Here is a 24,907-nt window from a genome sequence, read left to right on the forward strand (position 1 = left end):
CCTGCTAGAAAACCACTGGTATCCCGACTCAAATAAACGGGATCCTTCACTTTTTCGGAAGTTGAGGCGGCTGATAATAGGAAAACCTCTTGGCACACCTGAATACCCCATTTTTCATAGACTCTCCCTCATACCCCTCCTTGCCTGGATAGGGCTTGGGTCTGATGGTCTTTCATCTTCCGCCTACGGGCCTGAAGAGGCTTTTAAGATAATAACAGGCCATTCTTATTTGGCCATTTTTCTTGGGCTTGCAACCGCGATTACTGTCTTTACCATTTCTTATGCTTATTCCCGTATAATCGAACAATTCCCGTATGGTGGAGGCGGATACGTAGTTGCAACCCATACCATAGGCAAGCATGCAGGAGTTATATCAGGTTGCGCTCTCCTTGTGGACTATATGCTTACGATTACAGTTTCTATCGCCTCATGTGGAGATGCGATATTCAGTTTTCTTCCAGTCTATCTCCACAAATACAAGTTAATCTTTTGCGCCAGTCTCATCTTTTTTCTCGTAATCCTCAACCTTAGAGGGGTCAAAGAGTCGATTCTCGTTCTTGCCCCGATATTTATAACTTTCGCCGTAACACACGCGATCCTCATAGGATACGGAATCTTAAGCCACATTTCCGAGGTAAGCCATCTCGTAGAGGATGTAAAAAGAAGCGCATCCCAAGACATATCGAATATCGGTCTTTGGGGTGTAATTGCCATATTCCTTAGGGCATTCTCACTAGGAGGCGGGACATACACTGGACTTGAGGCGGTCTCAAACGGAATGCAGATTATCCGTGAACCTAAAGTAGAGTATGGCAAGCGAACCATGGCCTATATGGCAACTTCTCTAGCCATTACCGCGTCAGGTCTTTTATTCTGCTACTACCTCTTCGAAATTAAACCCGTTCAAGGCAAAACCCTTAATGCTTGCCTTTCGGAAGAAATATTCGGGAGATGGACTTTTGGAGATTCTTTAGCTTTTCTTACTGTCCTTTCTGAGGCTGCCCTTCTTGTTCTTGCTGCCCAGACAGGGTTTGTAGATGGACCTAGGGTCATGGCGAATATGGCAATGGATTACTGGCTTCCAAGAAAGTTCGTTTCCCTCTCTGAGCGTCTTACAATGCAGAATGGGATTCTCCTTATGGGCCTTTCCTCCCTCATCCTCTTGTTTTACACGCACGGTTCAGTATCAACCCTCATAGTGATGTATTCTATCAATGTCTTTATCACCTTTTCCATTTCCCAATTCGGCATGATAAGGTTTTTTTCGAAAAACAGAGAAATCGACGCAAAATGGAAAAGACACGCCGCAATCCACATTTTTGGATTTTTTGTGTGTTCACTCATACTCTCCATTACAGTTTACGAGAAATTTGAAGAGGGTGGATGGATAACTCTACTTATTACAGCCTTCATCATATCCCTTTGCTATCTGATACAGGCGCATTATAGAAAGGTTCAGGTCGAGATGGCGAAATTAAGTGAGCTTCTTTTGGATGTGCCCGTATCAGAGAAAGAAAACAGAGAACCCCCAAAAAAGGAGGATATGACCGCAATTGTTCTTGTAAATGGCTATAACGGATTTGGCCTTCACACTTTTTTCTCCATATTAAAAAGCTTTCCAAACGTTTACAAAAACTTTATATTCGTTACTGTTGCAGAAATAGATTCGGGGGCATTCAAAGGGATCGCTCAGATAGAATCTCTAAAGAAGTCCGTTTATGCTTCCCTCGAAAAGTATGTAAAACTTGCCCGTAGACTTGGTTATCCTTCCGATCATAGGATGGATTTGGGAACAGATGTTGTAGAGAGTGCAAGTGAGCTTGTAAAAACCCTAGTTACAGAGTACAAACATTCAACGGTCTTTATGGGAAAACTCGTTTTTAGACACGAAAACCCCTTCCATAGAATCCTCCATAACGAGACCGCTTACGCTATCCAGAGGCGTCTGCACTGGGAGGGAATCGCATCATTCATACTTCCAATTCGAGTCTCGATTTAAAATCTCGTCTGAAGCTAATATAAGTTCTCAAATTCTTTGACATACTTTGCTCTTTCTGATATCTAAGTTTGGGCCCTAAGAAACGGTTATACAAACCGGCGGGGAGAGTTCCTAAGGAAGGATCAGTGATTCCTGTTTTAGTTCTTTTAGTCATCGCCCTTTTGTATTTCCATCCTTTTTTGAGCGGAAAGCTAATATTCATCGAGAGGGACCTTTCCGTTTTTTTTATTCCTCCCAGGTACCTATGGGTTAAAATGGTGAAGGATCTCGAATTTCCCTTGTGGAATCCACATCAGTACTCTGGGATTCCGCTTTTTGCCACACTTCAGCCTGGCGTACTGTATCCGCCACATCTTTTTTATCTTATTTTACCCTTCAACATAGTCTGGAACTACCTCATCATTCTGCACTTCTTCTTTTCCGGAATTACAACCTATTTTTTCATGAGGTACATGGGAGGGTCAAAAATTGCTTCATTTCTTGCGGGTACGGTCTTTATGCTTTCCGGGTATACCCTTTCGGTCCACAATCTCATTCCGCATCTTTTCTCCGTCTCCTGGTTCCCCCTTGTTCTTCTTTTCTTTCTTAAATCCCTAAAAGAAGGGAGAAAAACCTCAAGAGTTTTCGCATCTTTCTGTCTTACTATGCAGTACCTTTCCGGCGCACCTGAAGTAGTTTTAATGACTCTCGTTGTTCTTTCGGTACTTTACTTTATTTCCTCAAGAAAGGATCTATTATCGGGTGGCAAAGTTCTACTTCAAATCTTTCTTCTTTTCATACTACTTTGTGCGGTTCAGCTTCTTCCATTTTTTGAACTGCACCTTGCAAGCATAAGGAAGGGGGGTCTCAGTTATGAGGAGGCAACAACATGGTCCTTTGCGTGGAAAGACTTCCTTCTCTTCTTCATGCCGGATGCGTATAATTATTTCGCGGATGAGACAAGGTACTGGAAAAACCAAGCCTGGCTTAAGACTGTTTACATAGGGTTCGCACCTATTTTGCTTACAATCTTTTACTTTCTTTCCCAGGACAAAAGGCGCTATGTAGTCCTCCTTTTTATGGTCATTTCTTTTATCTTTGCTTTAGGCAAACACACACCCCTATACAAACTCATCTACCATGTGCCTCCTTTCGGGAGTGTGAGATACCCTGTTAAGTTTCTATTTCTTTTTTTCTTTTGCATCTCATTCACGTCTTGTTTTGGCTTTGATGTTTTGAGGGAAAAGATAAAGGAAAGAAGGTTCTCTTCGGCAGCTAGATTTTTTTTCTATTTGGGATTCGCTTTTTTCATATCCTTCTTTTACATAGTGTTTTTCAAGGACGATGTGAGAAATGCCTTCTACCAGATCGGGTTTGCACCTGACCGCTTCCACGATGTGGATTTCAATATCCACAACTTAAGAAGGTTTTTCTTCTTCGCCTTCCTTTTCTCCATTCTTCCTTTTATTTATCTTAACATCAAAGCAAAAAGACCAGTTCTTTACTTTATGGTCCTTGTTGCAGGAGCTGATCTTTTTCTTGCAAACTACGGCTACTGCGCACATGCTCCGTGGGAGTTCTACATTCAAAAGACTCCGTTGATTGAAAAGATGTCCCAAGAAGGGACCTTAGGTAGGTACTTTCTGACCCCTAGAACTTCCGAGCAGTACAAGTTTTTCCCTAGAAACAAAATAGCACCGGGACCTTACTTTGCCCAGGTCTTTGGGCTTTACTCCATAGACGGCTCGGAAGTCATGAGGATCTGCTGGCATGACGTGATTCTGAATACTATAAATGCTATGCCCTCTTTCAGTGCCGCAAAAAGACTCCTTGAAATATCGGGAGTAAAGTACGTCATTTCCTCAAAAGAGATAGATGACAAAGATGTAAAGGAACTAGAAAAAATCGAATCGAGCGGTGAATTCGTAAGACTTTATAGCCTAAATTCTTTCCTGAGAGCCGAAATTATGGGAGCCAAAATTGCAAAAACCGATATTGACGCGTTAAACATGATACTCGATCCTAAATTCGGTTACACGAGTTTCATCGTTATTGTAGATGGCACAGAAAGTTCACCCGAGAGGATGCCAACTAAGGGAAGTATAAAAATAATGGAATATTCACCCCATAGAATTTTAATTGAGGCTTATTCTGAAAAAGAGGCGTACCTTTACCTATCTGACACATTCTATCCCGGATGGAAAGCATACGTTAATGGAAAACAAGTTAGGATATTGAGGGCGAATGTAGCTTTCAGGGCTGTACCGATTCCAAAGGGTGATTCTCTTGTTGAGTTTGTCTATAAACCCCTTTCGTTCTATATAGGCCTTATTCTTTCCTTTTTAGGATCTGTTTTTTCATTGCTTTGCCTTTATTTCGACAGAAGGGAAAAAAGTGAAAAGTTTAAAGATCGAACTTAAACGTTTTGAGGATTTTGGAAAACCAAAGGAGATTTTCTTTTTTCTTGTCGTATTATACTCAGGGATCTTAGGTGGCTATTTAAAACCTCTTTTCGGAATCACCATCTTCTTCGTGCTGTGTCTTGCTTTACTCTTTCTCTTTTTAAAAGAGATGAAACTCAACTCCGATTCGTTAATCTATTTGCTTTTCGCTATGTTTTGCGTTCTATCCACGTTGTGGGCTCCCAATAAGCACAGCGCTTTACTCTTTTCACAGAGTATCCTTGCCGGGTCGATCTTTTACATTGTGCTTAGGTCTAATGAGAGACTTTTACCAAAGGTTCTTACGCTCCTTATAGTTTGCGGTCTAGTCCATTCTGTTTTCGGGCTTATCCAACATTCGAGAGAAGTTCCGTCTGGCTTATTTTACAATAGAAACCCTTATGCCGGATTTTTGACTCCTTTAGTTTTTTTGTCCCTTTATCCCTTTTTAGAAAAAAATCGCTCAATTTGCGGTTTCTTTTCTTTTTTCTTCATCTTTTCGGTCTTCCTTTCCGGCTCACGGGGTGCAAGCACATCGATTCTGGCTTTGTTCATAATTTTAATCGTCTACTTGATCGTTAAAAAAGATTGGTTAAGCCTCAAAAGAGCATCGATCGTAATCCTTTGCAGCTTATTTGTTTACATTGTATTTTTACAAGGGAAAGTCGTTCTGTGGAAGAGCAGCTTGCACGAACCAACCTACATAGAAAGAGGTTTCACAACGGATCGATTCGAAAAATTTAGATCATACCCGGAAGCCCTCTTTATGTCGCCCCTCATTGGCCAAGGAATGAATTCCTTTCGAGTGATTTCTTTGACGATCGATTGTCCCCCCTTGAACATTTGGAAGGACGTTCACGCTCATAATCTCTTTTTCAACATCTTACTTGAGCTTGGAGCCGTTGGGTTTTTACTCTTTTCGGCTTTCCTAATCTCAGTCTTTAGGATGGGTTATCAATCGGATACCATTCTTTCAATCCTTCCCTTGATCTCTTTCTTTTTGCCAAACCTTTTCGAATACAATTTCCCTGCTCCTCCGTTCCAGGTACTTCTTCTTACCCTTTGTGCCTCGTCTATAAAGAGAAAAGCGAGCCCTTTCTTCCTAAATGTGCGCATAAAAAAAATCCTATGCTTGGGAATGGTTCTCTTTTTTCTCATTTCTTCTCTTTTTCCAGTTTTCGGGATCACCCTTTTTAATCGCGCAATAAAGATCGCTGAAAAAGACATGGAGGCAGGATTCAAGCTCATGCTTTACGCAGACTCGCTTTGCTGGTGCTGTGCTAATATACCTCTTGCTATAGCCGATATGCTGTATCAAGCTTACGACGCGGATAGAAAAAAAGGAGAGCCCCTTTTACCCCTCATAGAACGCTATTATAAAAAAGCTCTCGAAAGGGACAAAGGATCGGTCGAGTATCACATAGAACTTGCAAAATTCTACTTTAGAACAGGAAGGATACAAGATGCGGAGGCTCAGCTTCTTTATGCGCAAAAGCTATTTCCTTTCAGCACTGACTTAAAATTTGAGATGGGCCGCTTTTATAGAGAAAAAGGGGACTACGCAAAATCGATCCAATTCTTTTCGGAGCTATTAGAGCTTTACTCGAAATACGATATCTTTCCGGAGCTTAAAATTCGCGTTCTCGAAGAGCTGAATATGACTTACAAGCTTAAAGGAGATACGGACAATTTGAGAAATACAAAAATGTAAATTGAGGAAAAAGAGTAATGTAACTTTGCGGCTTCCTTTCCAATTTTCTTGACAAGAATTCAGAGATAGTATAATAAATCGCCGTTATCGCATAGAAATCCTAAAAAAGGAGGTTTGTTATGTCTCCATTCCTGTGGGTTGTATTTGTTGGCTGTGCGAGTGGCATTGTATTCGCTTTATGGCTAATAAAGTACGTTCTAAGCCTTGATACCGGAACGGACGCGATGAGAGATGTTAATTCCAGAATAAGTGAGGGTGCTTGGGCATTCATAAAGAGGCAGTATTCAACCATCGCGGTAACTGCTATCGTAGTCGCAATAATCATCGGGTTTCTAATAGGGGGATTGAGTGGAAAAGCTGAACTGGATATGCTCCAAGTCACCCCATTTGGGCTTGGATGGAGGACTGCCTTAGCCTTCCTTATCGGTGGATTGTGCTCCTGCGTATCAGGGATAGTCGGCATGTGGGTTGCCGTTAAATCCAACGTAAGATGTGCCGCAGCTTCCCACAGAAGTTTAAATGAAGCCTTGACTGTGGCACTAAGAGGCGGGGCTGTATCCGGTTTCCTTATTGTCACACTAAGCCTACTTGGTGTTACCGTGATGTTTATAGCCTATGGAGGTCTTGAAGATCCCCATATAGCACCCCATCTTACCGTCGCTTTTGGCTTTGGTGCCTCCATGGTTGCACTGTTTGCCCAGCTCGGTGGTGGAATTTACACAAAGGCAGCTGATATGGGAGCAGATCTTGCAGGAAAGGTTGAGGCTGGAATTCCAGAGGATGACCCGAGAAACGCGGCTGTCATAGCCGACCAAGTTGGTGACAATGTCGGTGACTGCGCTGGACGTGGTGCGGATCTATTTGAATCCACCGCAGCGGAAAACATCGGAGCAATGATCATCGGTTCAAGTCTCTATGCCATATCTGTGAAGTCTGGAATAAAACCCGACGTCGCCGTTGGATGGGTACTATTTCCCCTTGTCATCCGCGCCATAGGAATAATCGCAAGCATAATTGGTGTTCTCGTTGTAAGAAGCAAAAAAGAGTTCGAACCTCCAATGGACATATTAAACAGGGGATATTATGTCGCATTAATCCTCTCAGGTATAGGGATGGTTTTGACGTGCTGGCTCATGTTTGCTCCCATGTGTGAAGGTTGGGCATACCTTATGGGAGCTGGGCTCGTAGGCATTATCACAAGCGTATTCGTCATATACATCACAGAGTACTACACAGAGAGCCGTTACGCGCCCACAAGAAAAATAGCAGAATCCGCAAAAACAGGACCTGCTACTGTGATGGTCACAGGGATTTCCGTCGGATTTGAAACTATCATGCCAACGGCCATACTTATAAGCGTGGCTCTTCTGATTACATACTACTTTGGAATCAAGGCAGGCCTTGACTTACCCTGGTGGATAAGTGGCGCCTACGGCACCGCCATAGCGACTATGGGAATGCTCATGACCTGTCCCTATATCCTTGCTGAGGACACTTTTGGACCGATAACTGACAATGCGAACGGTATAAACGAGTTTACAAAGGCAGGTGAGCATATAAGAAGGGTTACGGATCATCTAGATGCCGCAGGAAACACAACAAAGGCCTTAACAAAAGGTTATGCCATGGTATCTGCTGGTCTTGCAGGTTTCTTGCTCTTCCAGGCATACTTTGACAGGGTTTTACTCCTCACAGGAAAAGAAGGCGAGCTTTTCAATATCAACCTTGTCATCCCAGAGGTCCTAATCGGAGGAGTACTGGCTATCATGATGGTCTTCCTTTTTAGCGCTTGGGGATTGAGAAGTGTGGGAGATGCGGCATCGAAGATAATAGAGGAAGTACGTAGACAGATAAAGGAAGATCCGGGGATACTGGCAGGAACCTCACGGCCTAACTATGCCAGAGCAGTTGACATAACAACGAGGGCGGCCTTAAGGGGAATGGTAGCTCCGGGCCTTCTTCCTGTTCTACTTCCCGTTGCTATAGGACTATTTTTCGTCTATTTCCAAGTTACGGGAGTAAATGCACCTTACGCTGTTGGAGCATTTCTTATGGTTGGGACCTTTTCGGCAATCTTACTGGCTTCCTTTATGAATAACGGTGGTGGAGCTTGGGACAACGCGAAAAAGTACATAGAGGACGGTAATTTGAAGGACGATCAAGGAAACGTTATCCCAAAACACTCTTTTGCCCATGCAGCGGCGGTTACAGGGGATACTGTTGGAGATCCCCTAAAAGACACAGTTGGTCCTTCTCTTCATATTGTAGCTAAGCTTATAGCTACTGTTACACTAGTTCTTTGTCCCCTCTGGTTATAACAAAAAACCCCGGCCGAAGCCGGGGTTTTTTGTTTGTTTATATTCCTCTATGCTTCGACAAGAATAGTGACTCTGTCACCAATTACTTCAGCAAAGCCAGCCCCTGCACTTATTACGTTTACCTTGCCCCCCTTTATGTACCTTATTTCTCCCGGCTCCAAGGTCGTGAAAAATTGAATGTGGCCAGGTAGGATTCCAAATTCACCTAGTGTGCCACATGCTTCAACCATATCTACTTCATCTCTGACTAAGACTTTGTCTTTCGCTATAATTTCAAGATAAAGTTTTGCCATTTTTCACCTTAAAAGTTTCTTTGCCTTTTCGACAGCCTCATCTATTGTTCCCACCATGTAGAACGCTTGCTCCGGAAGATCATCGTGTTTACCCTCTATGATCTCTTTGAAGCCTCTGATCGTCTCTTTTAGAGGAACGTACCTTCCAGGAATACCTGTAAAAGCTTCAGCAACAAAGAAAGGCTGGGACAGAAACCTCTGTATCTTTCTTGCCCTGGCCACAAGGATCTTATCCTCCTCTGAAAGCTCTTCCATACCGAGAATCGCGATTATGTCTTGAAGCTCCTTATATTTTTGGAGGATCCTCTGGACCTCCCTTGCTACATAGTAGTGCTCTTCCCCAACTATTTTTGGATCAAGGATTCTGCTTGTGGAGTCGAGCGGATCGACTGCCGGATAGATTCCAAGCTCAGCTATCTGTCTCGAAAGAACCGTTGTTGCATCAAGATGAGCAAACGTGGTAGCCGGAGCGGGATCCGTTAAATCGTCCGCAGGGACATAAACGGCCTGAACAGATGTAATCGAACCCTTAAGTGTAGATGTTATCCTTTCTTCCAGCTCACCCAAGTCTGTGGCAAGTGTTGGCTGATATCCGACTGCGGATGGCATCCTTCCGAGAAGTGCGGAGACCTCCTGGTTGGCCTGTGTGAATCTAAAAATGTTGTCTATGAAGAGAAGCACATCCTGACCCTCTTCATCCCTGAAATACTCCGCTATGGTAAGGGCTGTCAAACCAACCCTAGCCCTCGCACCAGGAACCTCTGTCATCTGGCCGTACACGAGTGCACATTTGTCAAGAACTCCCGATTGCTTCATCTCAAGCCAGAGATCATTTCCCTCTCTCGTTCTTTCTCCCACGCCTCCAAAGACCGAAATACCACCATGGTGCATGGCTATGTTGTGTATCATCTCCATGATTATGACTGTCTTTCCAACGCCAGCACCTCCAAAAAGCCCGACCTTTCCGCCTTTCGGATAAGGCTCTATAAGGTCTATCACTTTTACCCCTGTCTCAAGGAGCTCTATTTTGGTGTTCTGCTGTGTAAGAGGGGGTGCGGGTCTATGGATTGGGTATCTCTTTTCAGTCTTTATTTCGGGAAGGCCATCTACGGGTTCTCCAACTACGTTGATCACTCTCCCGAGCACTTCCTTTCCCACAGGAACCGTAATCATCGTACCTTTATATGTCGCCTCCTGCCCCCTTTTTAAGCCATCCGTTGTATTCATCGCGATACACCTTACCGTACTGTCACCGAGATGTTGCGCCACTTCAAGTACCAAATTGTCCTTTCTGTCGTCGATCGCGGGGTTTGTGACGTAGATGGCACCATATATAGGCGGTAAACTGTCTGTGGGGAATCTCACATCAACAACCGTCCCTATGATCTGTACTATCTTTCCCTTGACTTCTATACTCATCTACAACCCCTCCTTAGAAAGTCGTTCTCTTTACCGCCTCAGCACCACCAACTATGTCGAGCATTTCTTTGGTGATGCTCTCCTGCCTCTTCTTGTTGTAGAGAAGCGTCAAAAGATTTATCATCTCGCCGCAGTTGTTCGTCGCATTATCCATAGCGTTCATCCTGGATGCGTGTTCCGAGGTCTGAGAATTGAGAATCATGTGATACACCTTGGTCCTTAAATACTCCGGTATGAACCTTTCAACAACATATTCGGCTTTGGGTTCATACAAATAATCTATGGGTCCTTCATCCCTTTTTGTTTTAATTGGGATTAGCTCTTCGGTTCTAACTTCCTGTCTTATTGGGGATCTGAAAAATGTATAGATGGCGACGATCTTGTCAAATTCGGAGGTCAAATAGTAGGACATAAAGTCTTGAACCATGCTTTCAATATGCTCTTTCTCAATCCTTCTTAATTCGATCCATTCCTTAACTATTGGAACACCTTTTTTGGCAAAGTAGTCCCTTATCTTCTTTCCCAGAACGTAAAGCCCTATTTTTTCGTACTGATCCTTCATCTGAGAGATGAGATTGTCAATTGCCGCATTCACATTTGCGTTAAAACTTCCGCATAAACCTCTGTCGGACGCACAGGCAAAGATAAGAAGGTTTTTCTGCTCTTCTCTCTCCATAACAATAGGGTGTATGTTTTTACGTACGCTAGAAAGAAGCCTTTCTTTTAACTCTTCAATCTTTGACGCGTATGGGCGGGTCCTTTCAAGTTCTTCGTGACACCTCCTCAACCTAGATGAAGCGATCATCTTCATGGTCCTTGTTATCTTTTGAGTGCTTCTGATACTCGCTATCTTTCTCCTGATATCCCTCAATGTCGGCATAGTTTCAGTCCTTAGTATTTGAACTTATCTCTCAAATCTGAAAGTGCCTTATTTAACCTCTCTTCTATGTCAACGTCTATTTCTTTTTTCTCCCTTATGTCCCTTAAAATATCGGGGTAGTTACTATCGAAGAACTGGTATAGCTCTTTCTCGTACCGTTTGAGAACTGATTCGGGATACATGTCGATATAGCCATTCATGGCTGAGTAGAGAAGAACAACCTGTTTCTCCATCGGGATAGGTTCATAAAGATCCTGCTTTAGTATTTCTGTGAGCCTCGAGCCTCTCGCAAGCAGAGCCTGGGTTGCCCGGTCTAGATCGCTACCGAATTTTGCAAATGCCGCAAGCTCCCTATACTGGGCAAGTTCAAGTCTCAGTCTTCCGGCAACCTGTTTCATCGCCTTAGTCTGAGCGTTGCCTCCGACCCTTGACACAGATATTCCGACATTTATGGCTGGTCTGATCCCGGCGTAAAATAGCTCCGGTTCAAGGTAGATCTGACCATCCGTAATCGATATAACATTGGTAGGTATGTACGCCGAAACATCTCCTGCCTGCGTCTCAATTATGGGCAGAGCTGTAAGTGACCCGCCTCCATGGGCATCATCCCACTTTGCAGCCCGTTCAAGAAGCCTAGAATGTAGATAGAAGATATCGCCAGGATAAGCCTCTCGTCCGGGTGGTCTCCTAAGGAGGAGGGAAAGTTGCCTATAAGCAACTGCGTGCTTCGACAGATCGTCATAGACGATAAGTGCATGCCTTCCCGTATCCCTGAAGTATTCGCCCATTGCACATCCTGCATAAGGAGCCAAAAACTGCATAGGAGCTGGGTCTGAAGCTGTCGCCGCGACAACAATTGTGTACTCCATAGCCCCGTAAGTCCTAAGGATGTCTATTATCCTTGCCACCGAGGACCTTTTCTGCCCTATGGCTACATAAATACAGTAAACATCTGAATCCCTCTGGTTTATTATCGTATCTATCGCAATGGCCGTTTTTCCCGTTCCCCTATCACCTATGATGAGTTCCCTCTGCCCCCTGCCGATTGGGATCATGGCATCTATCGCTTTAATTCCCGTCTGGAGTGGCTCTTTTACAGGCTGCCTAACGACGACTCCTGGGGCTATCCTTTCCACATTCCTGAACTCTGTAGCCAAAACGGGTCCTTTTCCGTCCAATGGATTTCCGAGACTGTCCACAACCCGTCCAATCAAAGCCTCACCTACAGGTACCTGGGCTATTCTATTCGTCCTTTTTACGATATCCCCCTCTTTTATCTTGAAGTCCTCACCGAAAATCACAGCCCCTACGTTATCTTCCTCCAGATTCCACACCATTCCCGTAATTCCGTGGGGGAACTCCAAAAGCTCCCCAGCCATTGCGTTTTCGAGACCGTATATCCTTGCGATCCCGTCACCTACAGAGATAACGATACCTGTCTCCTCAAGGTCTATTTTTCTTTCCGCGCTCGCTATCTTTTGTTCTATTATTCTACTTATTTCCTCTGCTTTTAACTCCATGGTTCACTCCTTTAAAAGCGTTTCTTTCATTGAGTCTAGCTGTTTTCTTATCGTACCGTCCAAAACCCATCCGTTTAGAACCAGTTTTATCCCTGCAATCAGTGATTTATCTTCGATCACAGTAAGAACGATCTCTTTCTTTATCTTTTCCTTCAGTATATCGATTATCTCCGTAAAAATCCCATCCTCTAAAGGAAAAGCAGTGTAAAGTTTTCCCCTTACGATTCCATCCTTTTCGTCCACAATTTTTGTATACTCTTCCAGAATCGCCGAAAGATACCTGATCCTATTGTTTTCCAGTAAAAGAAGCAAAAGATTTGAAACCGCAGAAGACAGGTTCAACCCCCTTGCAACATCAGAGACGATCTCTTTCCTAAAATTCAAATCGAAAAGCGGATACATAATTGCTTTGTAAATCCTCTCGTTTCCAAAGACCAATTTTGTGAAAGACTCGAGCTCTTCCCTATAGCGCTTGTAATTTCCGTCCTTTTGTCCTACTCCAAAGAGACCAAAAGCGTATCTTCTCGCAACATTTCTGTGGATCAACTGACGCTCCTCAGCCTTTCTATAAAATCTCGGACCAATCTGTCATGGTCCTCTTTTTTCAAATTCTCTCTTATGATCCTTTCTGCCTCATCGACACATTTTTCTGCTATTTTTTCTCTGATCATGAGCCTCGTCTCTTTAAGTTCCTGTTCTTTAGTAAGAATTGCCTGTTCCCTAAGTCTTTCCGCAAAGGCTTTCGCTTCCGAAATTATCATATCCCTTTGAGCATAAGCCTCCTCCATCACTTTTTTCTTTATCTCCTCCACCTCCGTATCTAAGGCTTCGAGTTTTCTCTGCAACTCGGCCTTTAAAGTCTCTATCTGGGCGTATGTAGTCTTTCCCGTTTCTATCTCATTCTTTACTCTTTCATGTCTTTCTAAAAAAAATTTTTTTAAAGGTTTTCCCGCAAACTTGACGAGAATGGCGACAAGGATTCCGAAATTAATGAATTTGAAAAGAATCGAAAGTCCGGACTCCTCACCGTGCATCAGTCTACACTCCTAAGAAGGATTTTTCTTGCAATCTCCTTTGCTAGTCTTTCAGTTTCTAAAGAAAGCTTTTCAAGCACCACCTTCGTTTCTTTTTCTATTTCTTCCTTCGCTCTTTTTACGTCCGTAGCTACTTCCCTTTTTGCGCTCTCGAGAATCTCTGTGAACTCTTTTTGTGTTGCAAGGAGAATCTTCTCTCTTTCATCATATATGGGTTTCTTTCTCTCCTTTAAGAGCTCCTCGTATCTTTTCTCCATCTCCCGGAGATTCTCCCTTTCTTTTTCAATCTTAAAGATGAGGTCCTTGATGGTCGATTCCCTCTTATTTAAGGCTTTAAGGACTGGCTTGAATAAAAGAAAATTAAGAAGGATCAAAACGACAAGAAGGTTCACAAACTGAATCAAAAGCGTATAGTTAAACTCTATCATGTGCCGGGCTTGGAAGTTTTAGAAAAGATTCACGATCTCTTAAATAACACAAATAACTTCTTCATTTCAAATCTTTTTCTAACCCATAACCGATTTGACAAGATAAATCTTTCTTGGGTAATATAACCCCATGATTGAAAGATACACGCTGCCAAGAATGGCAAATATATGGAACGAGGAAAACAAATTCAAAAGATGGCTAGAGATAGAGTTACTCATATGTGAAGCATACGCCAAACTCGGTGTAATTCCGGAAGACGTTTTGAAAGAGATAAAAGAAAAGGCAAAAGTAGACGTAGAAAGGATAAAGGAACTGGAAAAAAGAACAAAGCACGATGTTGTAGCTTTTATAGAGTGCGTATCTGAGTACATTGGACCATTATCCAGATATTTTCACATGGGGATTACGTCTTCTGACATTCTCGATACCTGTTTTTCCTGCCAGTTAAAAGAAGCGTGTGAGATCATAATCAAAGATGTAGAAGAACTCATGGAGGTCTTAAAGAGGAGGGCCTTCGAATTCAAAGACGTTCCGATGATCGGCAGAACACACGGAGTCCATGCTGAGCCTATCACTTTTGGACTGAAGCTTGCCAATTTTTACGATGAGATGAAAAGGAACCTAGAAAGACTCAAAAACGCAAAAGAAAGGGTAAGCTATGGCAAAATATCTGGTGCTGTCGGAACTTACGCGCATGTTCCTCCTTTCGTAGAAGAATACGTAATGGAAAAGCTTGGTTTAAAAGTTGCTCCTATATCATCCCAGATCATATCTAGGGATTATTACGCAGAGTTCTTTACAACACTTGCCATTTTGGCATCCACAATCGAACGCATGGCGCAAGAAGTACGGCATCTCCAAAGGACAGAAGTGAGTGAGGCTGAGGAATTTTTCGATGTTGGACAGACTGGATCATCTGCTATGCCCCACAAAAGGAATCCCATAGCATCTGAGAATCTCTCAGGTCTTGCAAGGCTAATTAGAGCTTATGCACAGGCGGCGTTGGAAAACATTCCTCTCTGGCATGAGAGGGATATAAGTCATTCATCGGTAGAGAGGGTTATAGGACCGGATGCCACAATACTAGTCGACTATATGCTGGAAAGGTTAAAGAACCTTTACGATAGGCTTCTTGTCTATCCTGAAAAGATGAGGATGAATTTAGAAAAAACAAGGGGCCTTTATCACTCGGAGAGCGTTCTTGTCTCCCTAATGAAGAAAGGGGTTCCGAGGAGTACCGCGTATAGAATCACCCAACAAATCGCCATGAGATGTTATGAGAATGGCCTTGATTTTAAAAATGAAATAAAAAAAGATGAGGAAATACGAAAATATCTCAGCCTCGAGGAAATAGAAGAGGCTATAGACGATAAAAAGTACCTAAGACACGTCGATACAATATTTAGAAGAGTCTTCGGTTAAGACCGCAAGGGATGCCGGCTAACCTTCCCCCTCAGTATTACGAGGAAGAAAAAAAACTAAAGGAAGCCAAAACTCCGGATGAGAAGATAAAGATCATCGAAAGGATGCTCGCAATAATACCTCACCATAAAGGAACGGATAAACTCATAGGTTCGCTTAGGGCAAAAATCGCAAAGTTAAAGGAAGAGAAGGAAAAAAAACCCCAAACAAGAAAGGGTATAGAAGCCCTCTACAACGTAAAAAAAGAAGGGGCTGCCCAAGTTTTATTTCTAGGTTTTCCTAACGCCGGAAAGTCCTCCTGTGTTGCCGCGTTATCCGGAGAATATGTGGAGATTGCCGACTATCCTTACACAACAAAGATGCTTCAGCCAAGGATGATGAGGTACGAGGACATCTGGATTCAGCTTGTAGATACCCCCGCAATTGGTGATGACAGTACAAACATGTGGTTCGGCAATATGGTGAGGAAGGCTGATCTTATTTTAATTGTGATTTCGGTTGAAGAGGATCTCTTTACAGAATACGAGCTTATTATGGAAGAGCTTTCTTTACACACTAAAGAGGTCAGTAAACCGTACATAGTAGTCGTCAACAAGATGGACCTTGCGGAACATTCTCAAAAGTACGAAGAATTTGAAAAGGCTTTAAAAGCAAAGGGTGTACTCTCCATTCCATTTTCTGCAACCCACTTTATGAACCTACACGAGTTAAAAGAGCAGATTTTTATAAGGTCAGATATCATAAGGGTCTATTCCAAACTTCCTGGTAAAAAACCTGACATGGAAGTTCCATTTACATTGAAGAGAGGAAGCACTATTTTAGATTTTGCCGAAGGGATACATAAAGATTTTGTAAAAAGGCTTAAATATGCAAGACTCTGGAGAAGTAACGTTTTAGCAGGAATGATGGTGAGTAAAGACTTCCTTCTTGAGGACAAAGACATAGTTGAACTTCACGTATAGACCGCTTACCGAAGACCAAATCAAAGAGATCCTACAAAAAAGCTTAACATTGACGGAGATGGATCTCAAAGAGAGGGTAAAAAAGGATCCTGTCTATTTTCCTCATCTTTTCAGTGAACCTAAAGATATAGAAATAGCTGCTTTCATAGCGGCCCAGTTCTCTTATGGAAATATCGTCCAGATAATGGCATTTTTGAAGGAACTCTTCTCCCGGATAGGCACAAGACCTAAAGAATTCATAATCTCAGGTGAATTCAGTAAACTAAAGGGTCTTTATTACAGATTCCACAAAGAACGGGAGATAGAACTCTTTTTTTTCACACTCAGAAACATACTTTCGATTTACGGAAGTATCGAAGAACTTTTTTCGCACGTCTATAAGGGGGACACGACAAAAGCAATCTTTTCATTAAGGGAGAGAATTGGCATCCCGGCTGGAGAACTCAAATTTTTTTTTCCTTTGGAATCCAAGACCAATCCACTCAAAAGATGGAACCTTTTTTTAAGATGGATGGTGAGAAAGGATGGAATCGACTTTGGAATATGGAACCTTCTGAGACCCAGAGATCTTCTCGTACCTTTGGACACCCATATCTTCAAAGTTGCGAAGTGTCTCGGTTGGATCCAAAAAAATAAAAAGGATCTTGAGGCTGCAAAAGAAATCACAGCCAAACTAAGACTCATCTCTCCTGAGGACCCTTTGAAGTACGACTTTTTTATATGCCATTTTATAGGAATCGAGAATAAGTGTCCCGGTATAAAGAGAGATTTGTGCAAAGGGAGATGTATCTTTTATGGCTGACTTTTCAATCATAAGCCTTGGGTGCCCAAAAAACTTGGTAGATTCTGAGTATATAGTGGCAAGGCTCAAGACAAATGGGTTCGAGTTTGTCAATGAGGGTAGATACATTATAGTCAACACCTGTGCATTTATCGAAGATGCCGTAAGGGAATCACTCGACACAATCATCGAGCTTGGAGAGAGAAAGGCAAAAACTAACCAAAGATTGATAGTGATAGGGTGTCTCGTTGAAAGATACAGAAATGATGTCTTAGAGCTTCTTCCCGAGGTTGACGTCTTTATCGGAAGGTCTCACTATCGCTTTATCGAAAAACTTATTGATAAGACCGGCATTTTCGTAAGCGATGAACCTTTTTTCGAGACCTATCCGCGACAAGTTTTAACAAAGCCCCCCCTCGCCTATTTAAAGATCCAGGAAGGTTGTGATAACTTTTGTAGCTATTGCACCATACCAAAAATCCGTGGTAGCCTCCAATGTAGATCCCCCAAAGACATATTAAATGAGTTTTTATGGCTTTTGGATGCCGGATTTAAAGAGATAAACATAATAGGGCAGGATATAACTAAATATGGAAAGGGGGTGGATCTGGATCTTACGGGCCTTTTGTCTGAAATGCTAAAAATATCGGGCAACTACTACATACGACTCCTTTATATGCATCCCAAAGGGATAACCGATGATCTTGTGGATCTTATCGCCGGTGAAGAAAGGATAATTAAATACTTGGATATCCCGATTCAACACTCCGAGGACAGGATACTTGCCTTGATGAACAGGGGTTACAATAAAAGGTATCTTATAGAGCTTATCGAAAAGATAAGGGGGAAAATCCCTTCTGTCACATTGAGGACGAGTGTAATAGTTGGCTTCCCTTCCGAAACCGAAGACGAATTCGAAGCTCTCTTACGGTTTATAGAGGACTGGAGTTTCGACATGCTCGGTGCGTTCATGTACTCCCGAGAAGAAAAGACACAGGCTGCAAAGATGAAAGGACAGTTGACGAAAAAAGTAAAAATTGAAAGGTTCAATAGACTTATGGAAAAACAGAAAGCCATCTCTAGAAATAGGCTTAAGAGGCTCCTCAATAAGAGGACGAAGGTTATAGTTGAGGAAGAAGGACACCCTTACATGCTAGGAAGGATTTTGAATCAGGCTCCTTCTGTAGATGGGATCGCGTTCATAAAAGGGGACGCAAAAAAAGGAGAGATCCTTGATTGTGTAGTTACAAAAACTCTCGATTATGATGTAGTCGTTCAAGTTATCTAAAGAGGGGAAAGAGGATGGAACCAATATCCGAACTTATAGAAGTCAGAAAAAGGAAGATGGAAGAACTAAAGGCTCTAGGGATAAAACCTTATCCCCAGACAAGATTTCTCTCATCTACATCGGAGGAGGTGAAAAGGCTTTACGGGGAAAAAAATGAAGAAGAACTTGAAAAAGAGATGCCAATTGTCAGATTGGCTGGAAGGATAATCTCTTTCAGGGACTTTGGTAAAAGCGTCTTTTTCCACATCCAAGATAGGAAGGGTAAGATCCAGGTGTATGTGAGAAAAGACGTGCTTCAATTTCCATCATACGAAGCTTTTAAAAAGCTCGACATTGGTGATATAGTTGGAGTTGAGGGATCCGTCTTTAAAACGAAGACTAAAGAACTTACCGTGCTTGCAAAGACTGTCACACTCCTTGCGAAGTCCCTTAGGCCTCTCCCTGAAAAATGGCATGGATTGAAAGATGTGGAGGAGAGATACAGAAAGAGATACCTTGACCTTATAGTGAACGAAAAAGTAAGGGAGATTTTCGTAAAAAGGTCAAAAATTACAAATTTTATACGAACATACCTGACTGAGAGAGACTTTCTAGAAGTTGAGACCCCTATGATGCACTTAATACCTGGAGGAGCTGAAGCGAAACCCTTCGTAACTCATCACAATGCTTTAAATCTCGATCTTTACTTGAGAATAGCCCCGGAACTTCATCTAAAAAGGCTGGTAGTCGGTGGCTTTGAAAGAGTATTTGAGATCAACCGTAATTTCAGAAACGAGGGGATTTCTGTCAAACACAATCCCGAATTCACAATGCTTGAATTTTATCAGGCCTATGCCACATACGAAGATCTCATGGTTCTCCTGGAAGAGCTGATTTTTAATCTGGTGACTGAGCTTACCGGTACTACAACCCTTAGCTTCAAGGGCCATACAATAGACTTTAGGCCTCCGTGGAAAAAATACACCATAAATGAGGCTTTGAAACTTTTGGGTGGGATAGATGTTGAAAACTTAAACACTTATGAAGCACTACAGGCAATCGCCAAAGATTTAGGTATACATGACTTAAAAGACGCTTCCAGGGGAAAGATCCTCACGAAACTCTTTGAAGTGGTCTGCGAAGATAAGCTTATAGATCCTACTTTTATAACCCACTATCCCGTGGATGTTTCTCCGCTCGCCAAAAGGAGTGAGGAGAACCCCGATGTTGTTGAAAGGTTTGAGCTGTACATTGGGGGAATGGAAATAGCGAACGGTTTTAATGAGCTAAACGACCCTTTCGACCAGAGAGATAGATTCTTAAAGCAGGCACAGAAAAAAGGTGAGGAATATCCCATAGATGAGGACTATATTGTTGCCTTGGAACACGGTATGCCACCTACCGCTGGATGTGGAGTAGGCATAGATAGACTCGTTATGATCCTTACCGATAGTCCCTCCATTAGGGAAGTCATTTTATTTCCCTTACTTAAGCCATGAGTATCGAGACGCAAATAGGTTTAAGATACTTAAGGTCGAAAAGGAAAGAGGCTTTTATCGCATTTACGACCCTAATAGCCATAATTGGAATCGCCATAGGGGTTATGGCCCTTGTTGTGGTAATAGCCGTAATGACTGGATTTCAAGAGGAAATAAAAAACCGGATACTTGGTATCAGTCCCCACGTTTTAGTTCTAAGCCTAGATGGCGAAATCAGAGATCCAAATAAAGTAATTGAGACCATAAAAAAAGAGAAAGGCATAACCTATGCCTTTCCTTTCCTCCAATTCCAAGCTCTTATCCTTTCGAGAAACCAACAGACGGGTGTGATCGTAAAGGGGGTGAACCCTGAGGACGTACCATTTTTGGCTAGAATAGTAAGGGCGGGAAGTATAGGCTCTCTCAAAACTGATGGGAATGTCCTTGTGGGAAAGGAGTTATTGCGCCAGCTAAATCTTATGCCAGAGGATGATTTTCATCTTATGATACCTTCTTCCGGTATCTCCCCTTTTGGGCTTATTCCCGAAATTTATAGGTTCAAGGTTGGCGGCGTTATAGAAACGGGGATATTCGATATAGATAGTGTTATTATCCTTATGTCCCTAGATGCTGCGCTTAAGCTTACAGGAATGCGCATAAACGGAATTGAAGTTCGACTGGAAGATGCCTACGAGGCGGAAAGAATCAAACAGACAATCGTAAAAAAACTAGGTTTGCCATTTTTCGCTAGAACATGGATCGAGATGAACAAGAATCTATTTTCCGCTTTGAGGCTTGAAAAGATCGCCATGTTTATCATCCTTGCTCTCATAATCTTTGTGGCAAGCTTCAACATAATCAGTTCTCTCGTTATGACGGTGATGGAGAAAAAAAAGGACATTGCCATCCTTAAGTCATTCGGAGCAAAAAAGAGGATGATAATGAAGATATTTGTAATCGAGGGAATGGCGATCGGTATTTCCGGTGCGATAATTGGGTCGGTTTTTGGTTACATTCTCTGTGAACTCATAAAAAGATACAAAATAGTGACCTTACCTCAGGATATTTATTACATAACCCATCTGCCTGTGAAGATAGATCTTACAGACATCTTACTTGTCGGCTCTGTGACACTCATCATATGTGCCCTATCCACCATATATCCTTCTTACAAGGCAGCAAAGGTTGACCCAGTCGAAGCACTCCGCTATGAGTGATATCATCATAGAGGCATTCGGCATAAGAAAGTCATTTCCGAAAAAGAACGGCTCTATAGAGGTTCTAAAAGGCATAGACTTAAAAATAGAGAGGGGAGACTTTTTGACCATCATGGGGCCTTCCGGTGCGGGAAAGAGTACCCTTCTACACATACTTGGAACTTTAGATAGACCAACAGAAGGGGAGATAAGATTTGAAAATAGAAGAATAACCGATCTAAGCGAAGATGAACTATCTATTATAAGAAACGAAAAGATAGGGTTCGTATTCCAATTTTACCATCTCCTAGAAGACTTCTCGGTCTTAGAAAATATCGCCATGCCACTCCTCATCAGAGGAATCAAAATGAAGGATGCACGAGAAAAACTCGAAAGGATCCTTGCTTTTTTTGGCCTTACTGAAAAAAAGGAGCACAGACCTTTCGAACTTTCAGGGGGGGAACAACAAAAGGTAGCTATAGCAAGGGCACTCATCTGTGACCCAAAGGTTATATTCGCCGATGAGCCGACAGGAAACCTAGATAGGAAAACCGGTTGGGAAATTGTAAAACATTTCGTGGAGGTAAACGAGAGGTTTGGAACGACCATCGTACTAGTAACCCATGACCCGGAGATAGGAAGGATTGGAAAAAAAAGATTTAGGATGTTGGATGGGGAGATCTTTCCAACCTCGGAGTAAACTAGATTGACACGTATTTCAAAAACTTCCCGATTATGGATAGAGGGCCTGACTTGAAAAGACTGTCGGATAACGATTTTTTCTTCACGTTCGACCAGTTCTCATAATGGACGATTTTTTCGATCTCGAGTCTTTTTGGTGCATCTGGTCTCTCTTTAGGATATCCCACTGTAATGAGAGCTATCACTTTCACATTTTCCGGAATACCCAAAATTTCTTTTACCTTTTCTTCGTCAAACGCTCCTATCCAGCAGGTGCCAAGCCCCAGACTTTCTGCAACAAGAAGTATGTTCCCGCCCGCAAGAGTAGCGTCGTAAATCCCGAATTTACTTTTGTCCTTCTCATAACAGAGAACTATTATGCACGGAGCCTTTGCGACATGTGAAGACTTAAAGAAAAAAAATTTCGCGTACTCTCCTATCTCTTTTCTCGTCTTCTCATCACGGACTACAATGAAATGCCAGGGTTGAATATTTGCACCGGTTGGAGCCCACCGGGCAGCTTCCAAAAGTTTTATTAAATGTTCTTCCGGAATAGGCCTGTCCTCATAAATTCTTATCGATCTTCGTCTTTTGATAAGATCTAGTATCTCCACATTAAAAATTATATCCTATGCTTCGTGAGTTTTGAAAAATCTCTTGACACAACTTTTTTCCTTCTGCTAAAAACTCATCTAAAAAAGGGGTTGGTAATGCAAAACCTGGCTACTTTTCTCTTTATTTTTATCTTTGTCTTTCTCAACCTTACAGATGCTTACGCCCAAAGATCAATTCCTCAAAACCGCAAATTGGCAAAAAAAGTTGCAAGCACTCAAACCGTCTTGGAACAGACCGAGATCGCTAATCCTGATGTGGAATTCATAAGGCATAGGGTAAAAAGGGGTGAGACACTAGCAGAAATCGCTAGGATGTATGGGGTAAGTGTTCACGAGATAAGGTCTTTAAACGGACTTCGCTCGAAGAGAATCTCTGCCGGAAAGATACTTGTTATTCCGAAGAGGTTAAATGAGGAAAAGGAAGAAGAGATACCGGAGTTCACATATGGAAGGTGGAAAGATCCCAATGAAAGATATATGCTCGTTAAGGTGGCAAAGAGTTTTGTAGGCGCTCCGTACAAACTTGGAGGAAGTAGCGTAAGAGGAATCGATTGCTCCGCGTATGTTAAGAAGATCTTTGAAATATTCGATGTGAATTTACCTAGAACTGCAAAAGACCAGTTTAAGGTGGGCAGACGAATAGAAAAAGATGAACTTGCAATCGGTGATCTTGTTTTCTTTAAAACGAGACCGGGAAAGGATTATCCTACTCATGTGGGAATATACATCGGTAATGGAAAATTTATTCATGCCTCATCTCACAATAAAAGGGGAGTGAGGATAGATAGTCTTGATTCGGATTTTTATAGAAGAACTTACGTTGGTGCAGTAAGGGTGAAGGAACTCCCAGAAGATTTAAAAGAAGAAAGGAAGGATTTTCGCTCGGATCTGAGTTCGTAGGCTTTTGAGAACAAGAAAACTCATATTAGCCTTCTTTCTTACTTCCCTTCTCTTTCACATTTTCGGATATTCCGTTTTGGCCTTACGACTTGAACCTTTTATCCATGTTTTTTACCTTATCATCTGGTGGTCATTCATCATAGGGCTTGATTCGATCATAGCCCTTACGAGAGGTAGATCTTTACTCATCTCTAAAGGTATCTTCACTACCATTGCTATCTCCAGCGCATATTGGTCGATATTCGAGCTCATAAACGTGAGAATCCAAAATTGGTTTTACATAAATTTGCCAAGTGAAATTGCCCTCCGGTATTTTGGGTATTTTTTTGCTTTTGGAACCGTCATCCCTGCTATAGTGACTGTGAGGGAGGCTTTAAGATTCTTTGTGTTTCGAGGAATGAGGCTAAAGAAGAAGGTTTTTATTAAAAACTATCCCGCACTTTCAATATCTCTTGGCTCTTTCACATTCCTTCTTATGCTCTTTTATCCGGATTATCTCTTTCCCTTTGTGTGGGTTGCACCACTTCTTGTCATTGACGGTATAAACTACAAAAGAGGGCACGAATCGTTTGCCAACAAGATAGAAAATGGAAGCTATGAAGAAGTGTTATCCACAGCTCTTTCCGGACTTACATGCGGTCTTCTTTGGGAATTCTGGAACTACTTTGCTTTGGCAAAATGGGTATACTCCGTGCCCTTCTTCGAGGAAATGAAGCTTTTCGAAATGCCAATTTTGGGTTATTTTGGCTTTGTTTTCTTCGCTTTAGAGACTTCTGCTTTTCTGAACTTTTTAAATGGCGAGGGCCTTTCCAAAAAGAGGCTCACCACTTTTGCCGCTCTTTTAGTCTGTATATTCATATTCCCGTTAATAGATAGGCATACCGTCTTTTCCTTCAGGCCAAAACTTGAAGAACTCTACTTTATCGAAAAGGAAAAGATAGAATACTTCAAATCGCTGGGCATAAAAAGCAGCTACGGGCTCAAGGCTCAACTTTTATCTCCCTTTGAGCAAGAAAAACTTAAGCTACTCCACCTTTACGGTTTGGGACTTCCCAATCTCAAAAAATTGGAAAAAGCTGGGGTGAATTCCGTTGAGGAACTAGCCAAACTCGAAGAACGTGAGCTTTCTCAGATCATAGGAGAGAAAAATTTAAGGCGAGTAAGGTTGTACCTGAAGGAGGCAGAAAAGCTTACAAAAAGGTCAAAAGGGCCTCAACGATCTTAAGATCGGGTTCAAAAAAATCGAAGTCGGCCAATTCTTCTTTTGTGACCCATCTTACTTCTTCGTGTTCGATAGGTGTAGGCTCACCTGATACATACTTCGCCCTATAGGCGTAAAGAACGATATCTTTGCCGGAATCGGTTTTATAGTTTACATGTGATATACAGTCTAAAACGGTTATATCCAGATTGAGCTCCTCTTTTATCTCTCTTTTAAGGCAGTCTTTAAGATCCTCCCCTCTTTCTACCTTTCCTCCTGGAAACTCCCACTTATCTCCCTCTTTGTCTTTCCTTTTTGCTATAAGGATCTTTCCGTCTTTTTCGATTATTCCACAGGTAACCAGTATCGTTTCTTTGCCCAT

At 42.3% G+C, this 24,907-nt stretch carries 22 protein-coding genes; 13 read left to right on the plus strand and 9 right to left on the minus strand.

The features are described 5' to 3' along the window. Positions 1-61 precede the first annotated feature (61 nt). The 4 genes from NZ583_01670 (at position 62) to NZ583_01685 (ending at position 8,448) form a co-directional block, all read left to right on the plus strand. Positions 62-1,999, plus strand: coding sequence for an APC family permease (locus NZ583_01670; GenBank protein MCS7280325.1), 1,938 nt, complete (start codon positions 62-64; stop codon positions 1,997-1,999). A 125-nt stretch (positions 2,000-2,124) separates the two neighbouring features. Further along, positions 2,125-4,398, plus strand: coding sequence for a YfhO family protein (locus NZ583_01675; protein ID MCS7280326.1), 2,274 nt, complete (start codon positions 2,125-2,127; stop codon positions 4,396-4,398). Further along, positions 4,373-6,130: a tetratricopeptide repeat protein gene (locus NZ583_01680; GenBank protein MCS7280327.1), complete on the plus strand. Its 1,758-nt coding sequence runs from the start codon at positions 4,373-4,375 to the stop codon at positions 6,128-6,130. Before NZ583_01675 ends, NZ583_01680 begins: the two co-directional genes overlap by 26 nt. 119 nt (positions 6,131-6,249) lie before the next feature. Then, positions 6,250-8,448 carry a sodium-translocating pyrophosphatase gene (locus NZ583_01685; protein ID MCS7280328.1) on the plus strand — a complete coding sequence of 733 codons (2,199 nt, stop codon included), beginning with the start codon at positions 6,250-6,252 and terminating at the stop codon, positions 8,446-8,448. Positions 8,449-8,495: 47 nt separating this feature from the next. Here NZ583_01685 and NZ583_01690 read toward each other — a convergent pair whose 3' ends face one another. Genes NZ583_01690 through NZ583_01720 form a run of 7 tightly spaced genes read right to left on the minus strand, consistent with a single transcriptional unit; the run spans position 8,496 to position 14,022 of the window. After that, positions 8,496-8,741 carry a hypothetical protein gene (locus NZ583_01690; GenBank protein ID MCS7280329.1) on the minus strand — a complete coding sequence of 82 codons (246 nt, stop codon included), beginning with the start codon at positions 8,739-8,741 and terminating at the stop codon, positions 8,496-8,498. Between the two features lie 3 nt (positions 8,742-8,744). Beyond that, positions 8,745-10,160 carry a F0F1 ATP synthase subunit beta gene (gene atpD / locus NZ583_01695; GenBank protein MCS7280330.1) on the minus strand — a complete coding sequence of 472 codons (1,416 nt, stop codon included), beginning with the start codon at positions 10,158-10,160 and terminating at the stop codon, positions 8,745-8,747. Positions 10,161-10,173: 13 nt separating this feature from the next. Continuing rightward, positions 10,174-11,040 (minus strand): ATP synthase F1 subunit gamma, encoded by an 867-nt coding sequence (gene atpG, locus NZ583_01700; protein ID MCS7280331.1) that lies wholly within the window; start codon positions 11,038-11,040, stop codon positions 10,174-10,176. An 11-nt stretch (positions 11,041-11,051) separates the two neighbouring features. Beyond that, entirely contained in the window at positions 11,052-12,560 is a 1,509-nt protein-coding gene (gene atpA / locus NZ583_01705) for a F0F1 ATP synthase subunit alpha (protein ID MCS7280332.1), read from the minus strand. Positions 12,561-12,563: 3 nt separating this feature from the next. Continuing rightward, positions 12,564-13,106 carry an ATP synthase F1 subunit delta gene (gene atpH / locus NZ583_01710; GenBank protein MCS7280333.1) on the minus strand — a complete coding sequence of 181 codons (543 nt, stop codon included), beginning with the start codon at positions 13,104-13,106 and terminating at the stop codon, positions 12,564-12,566. Beyond that, positions 13,103-13,594 (minus strand): ATP synthase F0 subunit B, encoded by a 492-nt coding sequence (locus NZ583_01715; GenBank protein ID MCS7280334.1) that lies wholly within the window; start codon positions 13,592-13,594, stop codon positions 13,103-13,105. Before NZ583_01715 ends, atpH begins: the two co-directional genes overlap by 4 nt. Then, positions 13,594-14,022 carry an ATP synthase F0 subunit B gene (locus tag NZ583_01720; protein MCS7280335.1) on the minus strand — a complete coding sequence of 143 codons (429 nt, stop codon included), beginning with the start codon at positions 14,020-14,022 and terminating at the stop codon, positions 13,594-13,596. The genes NZ583_01715 and NZ583_01720 overlap by 1 nt, the downstream gene beginning before the upstream one ends. A gap of 130 nt (positions 14,023-14,152) precedes the next feature. Here NZ583_01720 and purB point away from each other — a divergent pair, with 130 nt between their 5' ends. Genes purB through NZ583_01755 form a run of 7 tightly spaced genes read left to right on the plus strand, consistent with a single transcriptional unit; the run spans position 14,153 to position 21,829 of the window. Next, positions 14,153-15,445 carry an adenylosuccinate lyase gene (gene purB / locus NZ583_01725; protein MCS7280336.1) on the plus strand — a complete coding sequence of 431 codons (1,293 nt, stop codon included), beginning with the start codon at positions 14,153-14,155 and terminating at the stop codon, positions 15,443-15,445. 11 nt (positions 15,446-15,456) lie between these two features. Beyond that, positions 15,457-16,407, plus strand: coding sequence for a 50S ribosome-binding GTPase (locus NZ583_01730; protein ID MCS7280337.1), 951 nt, complete (start codon positions 15,457-15,459; stop codon positions 16,405-16,407). Beyond that, on the plus strand, positions 16,391-17,209 hold the full coding sequence (locus NZ583_01735) for a TIGR02757 family protein (GenBank protein MCS7280338.1): 819 nt from the start codon (positions 16,391-16,393) through the stop codon (positions 17,207-17,209). The genes NZ583_01730 and NZ583_01735 overlap by 17 nt, the downstream gene beginning before the upstream one ends. Then, complete coding sequence (rimO, locus tag NZ583_01740; protein MCS7280339.1) at positions 17,202-18,476, plus strand: 30S ribosomal protein S12 methylthiotransferase RimO; 1,275 nt, start codon at positions 17,202-17,204, stop codon at positions 18,474-18,476. The genes NZ583_01735 and rimO overlap by 8 nt, the downstream gene beginning before the upstream one ends. Before the next feature lie 14 nt (positions 18,477-18,490). Then, positions 18,491-19,954 carry a lysine--tRNA ligase gene (gene lysS, locus NZ583_01745; GenBank protein MCS7280340.1) on the plus strand — a complete coding sequence of 488 codons (1,464 nt, stop codon included), beginning with the start codon at positions 18,491-18,493 and terminating at the stop codon, positions 19,952-19,954. Next, positions 19,951-21,150 (plus strand): lipoprotein-releasing ABC transporter permease subunit, encoded by a 1,200-nt coding sequence (locus tag NZ583_01750; GenBank protein ID MCS7280341.1) that lies wholly within the window; start codon positions 19,951-19,953, stop codon positions 21,148-21,150. Before lysS ends, NZ583_01750 begins: the two co-directional genes overlap by 4 nt. Beyond that, the gene (locus tag NZ583_01755; protein ID MCS7280342.1) at positions 21,143-21,829 is read left to right on the plus strand and encodes an ABC transporter ATP-binding protein; all 687 of its coding nucleotides are present in this window, start codon (positions 21,143-21,145) and stop codon (positions 21,827-21,829) included. Before NZ583_01750 ends, NZ583_01755 begins: the two co-directional genes overlap by 8 nt. 1 nt (position 21,830) lies before the next feature. On the opposite strand, the gene NZ583_01760 is transcribed toward NZ583_01755, so the two are convergent. Further along, entirely contained in the window at positions 21,831-22,424 is a 594-nt protein-coding gene (locus tag NZ583_01760) for a nitroreductase family protein (protein MCS7280343.1), read from the minus strand. A gap of 96 nt (positions 22,425-22,520) precedes the next feature. Between NZ583_01760 and NZ583_01765 the strand changes: the two genes are divergently transcribed. Together NZ583_01765 and NZ583_01770 are read left to right on the plus strand one after the other, a co-directional pair. Further along, a complete protein-coding gene (locus tag NZ583_01765) occupies positions 22,521-23,324 on the plus strand; it encodes a peptidoglycan endopeptidase (GenBank protein ID MCS7280344.1) in 804 nt (267 codons plus the stop codon). Positions 23,325-23,328: 4 nt separating this feature from the next. After that, positions 23,329-24,549: a helix-hairpin-helix domain-containing protein gene (locus tag NZ583_01770; GenBank protein MCS7280345.1), complete on the plus strand. Its 1,221-nt coding sequence runs from the start codon at positions 23,329-23,331 to the stop codon at positions 24,547-24,549. On the opposite strand, the gene NZ583_01775 is transcribed toward NZ583_01770, so the two are convergent. Next, positions 24,515-24,907, minus strand: coding sequence for a (deoxy)nucleoside triphosphate pyrophosphohydrolase (locus NZ583_01775; GenBank protein MCS7280346.1), 393 nt, complete (start codon positions 24,905-24,907; stop codon positions 24,515-24,517). The genes NZ583_01770 and NZ583_01775 overlap by 35 nt on opposite strands.

This window comes from Thermodesulfobacteriota bacterium (genome assembly GCA_025062045.1).
Taxonomy (GTDB): Bacteria; Desulfobacterota; Syntrophorhabdia; order Syntrophorhabdales; family JANXAF01; genus JANXAF01.

What these genes read in the sequence shown, in the direction of transcription:
- NZ583_01685 (MCS7280328.1), top strand. Translation starts at nt 6,250, where the DNA reads ATGTCTCCATTCCTGTGGGTTGTATTTGTTGGCTGTGCGAGTGGCATT.
- NZ583_01690 (MCS7280329.1), bottom strand. Translation starts at nt 8,741, where the DNA reads ATGGCAAAACTTTATCTTGAAATTATAGCGAAAGACAAAGTCTTAGTC.
- atpD (MCS7280330.1), bottom strand. Translation starts at nt 10,160, where the DNA reads ATGAGTATAGAAGTCAAGGGAAAGATAGTACAGATCATAGGGACGGTT.
- atpG (MCS7280331.1), bottom strand. Translation starts at nt 11,040, where the DNA reads ATGCCGACATTGAGGGATATCAGGAGAAAGATAGCGAGTATCAGAAGC.
- atpA (MCS7280332.1), bottom strand. Translation starts at nt 12,560, where the DNA reads ATGGAGTTAAAAGCAGAGGAAATAAGTAGAATAATAGAACAAAAGATA.
- NZ583_01715 (MCS7280334.1), bottom strand. Translation starts at nt 13,594, where the DNA reads ATGCACGGTGAGGAGTCCGGACTTTCGATTCTTTTCAAATTCATTAAT.
- NZ583_01720 (MCS7280335.1), bottom strand. Translation starts at nt 14,022, where the DNA reads ATGATAGAGTTTAACTATACGCTTTTGATTCAGTTTGTGAACCTTCTT.
- purB (MCS7280336.1), top strand. Translation starts at nt 14,153, where the DNA reads ATGATTGAAAGATACACGCTGCCAAGAATGGCAAATATATGGAACGAG.
- NZ583_01730 (MCS7280337.1), top strand. Translation starts at nt 15,457, where the DNA reads ATGCCGGCTAACCTTCCCCCTCAGTATTACGAGGAAGAAAAAAAACTA.
- rimO (MCS7280339.1), top strand. Translation starts at nt 17,202, where the DNA reads ATGGCTGACTTTTCAATCATAAGCCTTGGGTGCCCAAAAAACTTGGTA.
- lysS (MCS7280340.1), top strand. Translation starts at nt 18,491, where the DNA reads ATGGAACCAATATCCGAACTTATAGAAGTCAGAAAAAGGAAGATGGAA.
- NZ583_01750 (MCS7280341.1), top strand. Translation starts at nt 19,951, where the DNA reads ATGAGTATCGAGACGCAAATAGGTTTAAGATACTTAAGGTCGAAAAGG.
- NZ583_01755 (MCS7280342.1), top strand. Translation starts at nt 21,143, where the DNA reads ATGAGTGATATCATCATAGAGGCATTCGGCATAAGAAAGTCATTTCCG.
- NZ583_01765 (MCS7280344.1), top strand. Translation starts at nt 22,521, where the DNA reads ATGCAAAACCTGGCTACTTTTCTCTTTATTTTTATCTTTGTCTTTCTC.
- NZ583_01775 (MCS7280346.1), bottom strand. Translation starts at nt 24,907, where the DNA reads ATGGGCAAAGAAACGATACTGGTTACCTGTGGAATAATCGAAAAAGAC.